Raw genomic sequence first — 3787 nt, 5'->3', positions numbered from 1 at the left:
CCGCACGCCACCACCACGAGCAGCACCAGGTCGGGCACCTCACCCCCGGGCAGCGTCAGCCGGTTGAGCAGCGTCAACTGCACCAGCACCGCGGCCACCACGAGCACCCCCGCCACCATCGCGACACCTCCGCCTCCGGCCGGACCGCCCCCGCGCCGCCCGTGCCGTCACTGCGCTCCCACCTCGTCCAGGGGCCGCCCCCGCCAGTCGGTCACCATGGGGTGACGCTGCTCGGCCGGGGCCTGCGGGCCCGCCTGTCCAAGCGGCCGATCGAGCGGCCGGTCAAGTGGCCGATCGAGTGGTCTGTCGAGCGGGCGATCCAGGGGCCGATCGAGCGGCCGGTCCAGCGGGCGGTCGAAGGGCCGGTTGCGGTGGGGGAACCCCTCGGTACTGCCGCCCGGTTCGCCGCCGAGCGGAGAGTCGCCCGTGCGGCCCCGCCGCTGACGTACCGTCTCCTGGCCCTCGGCGGCCCCCACGCCCGGCTCCTGCCCCGTCTCGGGGGCCGCCGGTGCGCCATCACGCTCGTCCGTGCGGGCCCGCCTGGCCTTGCCCTTGCGGTCCTTCTCGGTGTCCGGCGGCTGGCCCGCCTCGGACGGGCGCGGCGGCAGCACCGCGTCCCGAGGGTCGCGCGGCGGCCCCTGCACCACCACACCGACCACGTCGAGCGCCGACAGGTCCGCGTACGGTCGCGCGTACGCCACCCGCGTCAGCTCCCCCGGCGTGGCCTCGACCCGCTCCACGACGCCCAGGGGCACCCCCGGGACGTACGGCACGCCGCGCTGCGACCCGAAGCTGACGATGCGGCTGCCCGCCGCGATCGGAGCCGTGGAGTCCAGCAGCCGGAACAGCACCAGGCTCCCCGTCTCGCCGACGCCGTGTACCACCCCGATCTCCCTGCCGCCCTCCAGCCGCGCGCCCGCCGCCGAGGCCGGATCGCTGAGCAGCAGCACCGTGGACGTCGTCGGCCCCACCTGCACGACCCTGCCCACCAGCCCGTCACCGTTGATCACGGTCATCTCGCGGCGCACCCCGTCGGCGGCGCCCGCGTCGATCTCGACGGCGTCCTCGAACCCGGGCAGGCCGCGCCTGGCGATGACATTCGCTGCGACGATCTTGTACCCGCCGCGCCCGGCCAGCCCGAGCATGGACCGCAACTCCGTCGACCTGCCCTGGTCCAGCCGGTGTGCGGCCAGCTCGCCGCGCAGCCGCTGGTTGGCGGCGCTCAGCTCGGCGACCCGCCGCTGCGCCGACGGCGCCGACGCCAGGGACGCGAAGAAGTCGCCGACCGGGCGGGTGACCCCCGCCACGGCCCGCTCGGCCGTACCGAAAACGGACGCGCCCGCGGTGCGCAGCGGGCCGAACGGCGAGCCCGCCCCCGCGCGGTGATCGACGGTGATCAGCACCAGGGCGGTGGCCAGCAGCAAGGCCAGGATGAGCCGGGTGCGGCGGGTGTCGCGCATCAGTGCCGTGGCTCCGGCACGAGCACCTGCTGCAGCACCTCGAACTCCTCCACGCACTTGCCGGTGCCCAGCGCGACCGAGTCGAGGGCGTTGTCCACCAGGTGGACGGGCATGCCGGTCTCGTCGCGCAGCCGCTCGTCCATCCCCCTGATCAGCGCGCCGCCACCGGTCAGGGCGATGCCGCGGTCCATCAGGTCACCGGACAGCTCCGGCGGGCAGCGATCGAGCGTGGACTTCACGGCGTCGACGATCGCGTTGATCGACTCCTCCGTGGCCTTGTGGATCTCGTGCGCCGACACCACGACCGTCTTGGGCAGGCCGCTGACCAGGTCGCGCCCGCGTACCTCGGCATGACCCTCGTCCTGCTGCTCACACGCCGAGCCGATGGCCATCTTGATCTCTTCGGCGGTGCGCTCGCCCAGCATCAGCGAGTATTCCTTCTTGGCGAACGTCATGATCGCCTGGTCCAGCTCGTCGCCGCCGACCCTGATCGACTGGCTGATCACGACGCCGCCCATGGAGATGATCGCCACCTCGGTGGTGCCGCCGCCGATGTCCACCACCATGTTGCCGGTCGGCTCGTGAACCGGCAGGCCCGCGCCGATGGCCGCGGCCATCGGCTCCTCCACGATGTAGACCTTCCTGGCCCCGGCCTGGTAGCCGGCCTCCTTGACCGCCCGCTGCTCCACGCTGGTGATGCCGCTCGGCACCGCGACGATGATGCGCGGCTTGGCGAAGTGGCGGCGGCGGAGCACCCGCTGGATGAAGTAGCGCAGCATCCGCTCCGTCACCTCGAAGTCGGCGATCACGCCGTCCTTCAGGGGGCGCACCGCGAGGATGTTGCCCGGCGTGCGGCCGATCATCCGTTTGGCCTCGACGCCCACCGCGACGATCTTGCCGGTCACGGTGTTGAGGGCCACCACGGAGGGCTCGTTCAGCACGATGCCGCGCCCCCGGACGTACACCAGCGTGTTCGCGGTGCCGAGGTCGACGGCCATGTCACGGCCGAAAAGAGCGAGCTTGCTACCCATGGGGACGCCGGGCCTTCCATACGTCGATCAGCGAACGGTCACCTACCGCATTCGCATCGTAACGTGACGTACCCACCGTCAACCGCAAAGGCCGCCCCGGCCCCGGGAAAACTTTCCCGCGCCCCGCCCCTGGCCGCGGATCGCCGGTTCGGTTCGGGAACGCAAAAGGGCGCCGGAAACGGCGCCCTTTGTCGTGTGTGCGTGGGCCGCTAGAAGCGGTCGGGGAAGAAGATCTTGATTTCCCGGGAGGCGGACTCGGGCGCGTCGGAGCCGTGCACGATGTTCTCGCCGATCTCCAGCGCGTGGTCGCCCCTGATCGTGCCGGGCGCGGCCTTGACCGGGTCGGTCAGGCCGGCCAGCCCACGGAACGCCTCGATCGCCCGCGGACCCTCGACCACCATCGCCACCAGCGGGCCGGAGGTGATGAACTCCACCAGGCTGTCGAAGAACGGCTTGCCGGAATGCTCGGCGTAGTGGGCCTTTGCCGTGTCGGCGTCGAGGGTGCGCAGGTCCATCGCCACGATCGTGAGGCCCTTGCGCTCGATCCGGCCGATCACGTCGCCGACCAGCCCACGGGCCACGCCATCAGGCTTGATCAGGACAAGTGTGCGCTCGGACACTGTGGTTCTCCTTCAACCATGGAATCTCTCGCAGAATGCGGTGAATGCGCGAAGCCTACCGTCCTTGCGGCGATCCGCCGCTTTCCGGCGAAGGAGTGGGCGGCGGTACGGCCGGGCGCTCACCCGCCTCGGCGTCGTCGCCATCGGGTCTGCCGGGCTCGTCGGGCATCTCCAGGGGCGCGCCCACGCCGGCCGGCTCCCCGGCGTACGACTCGCGCCGCGCCAGGAAGGCGGCCAGCAGGATCACGGCCACCACCAGCAGCCCGGCGGCCAGCGTCCAAAGGTCCAGCGCGGACAGGAACGCGTCGGCCAGCCCCTCCGGGGAGGTGGCGGCGCGCATGCCGGGCAACTGGATGCCGCTGCCCAGCAGGAACCCGGCCAGCATCGCCGGGAAGCACAGCGACAGCGCGAACAGCGCGTCGTCCGTGCCGGCCGAGGACAGCGCGGCGGTGAGCGCGACCGCCGCACCCGCCGCGATCAGCGCGAACGGCAGCAGCAGTATGATCCCCTGCTCGGTCGGCACCAGCCGCCAGACCGCGCACAGCCCGGCCACCAGCGCCACCAGCCCCGCCTCGCTCACCATCACCGGCGTGTGCGGGCGCGCCCTGGCGACCGCCCACGCCGCGCCCACGGCCACCACGGCGGCCGGCACGAACGCCGGCCGCCGTGGTGGCCG

4 protein-coding genes are annotated in these 3787 nt (G+C 72.7%); all 4 read right to left on the bottom strand.

Features of this window, described 5'->3' with window-relative positions; genetic code table 11:
* Positions 1-167: 167 nt before the first annotated feature.
* Complete coding sequence (mreC, locus tag C1I98_RS36480) at positions 168-1460, bottom strand: rod shape-determining protein MreC (protein WP_111171840.1); 1293 nt, start codon at positions 1458-1460, stop codon at positions 168-170.
* Complete coding sequence (locus C1I98_RS36475) at positions 1460-2491, bottom strand: rod shape-determining protein (protein ID WP_111171839.1); 1032 nt, start codon at positions 2489-2491, stop codon at positions 1460-1462. The genes mreC and C1I98_RS36475 overlap by 1 nt, the downstream gene beginning before the upstream one ends.
* Positions 2492-2700: 209 nt before the next feature.
* Positions 2701-3111 carry a nucleoside-diphosphate kinase gene (gene ndk, locus C1I98_RS36470; RefSeq protein WP_111171838.1) on the bottom strand — a complete coding sequence of 137 codons (411 nt, stop codon included), beginning with the start codon at positions 3109-3111 and terminating at the stop codon, positions 2701-2703.
* A 55-nt stretch (positions 3112-3166) separates the two neighbouring features.
* Positions 3167-3787: hypothetical protein (locus C1I98_RS36465; RefSeq protein ID WP_233508489.1), on the bottom strand; the 621-nt coding region annotated here is incomplete at its 5' end.

It is taken from the genome of Spongiactinospora gelatinilytica, assembly GCF_003236385.1.
Lineage (GTDB): Bacteria > Actinomycetota > Actinomycetes > Streptosporangiales > Streptosporangiaceae > Spongiactinospora > Spongiactinospora gelatinilytica.
The sequence above is the reverse complement of the archived record's forward strand: the minus strand, read 5'-3'. Positions and strand labels throughout refer to the sequence as shown.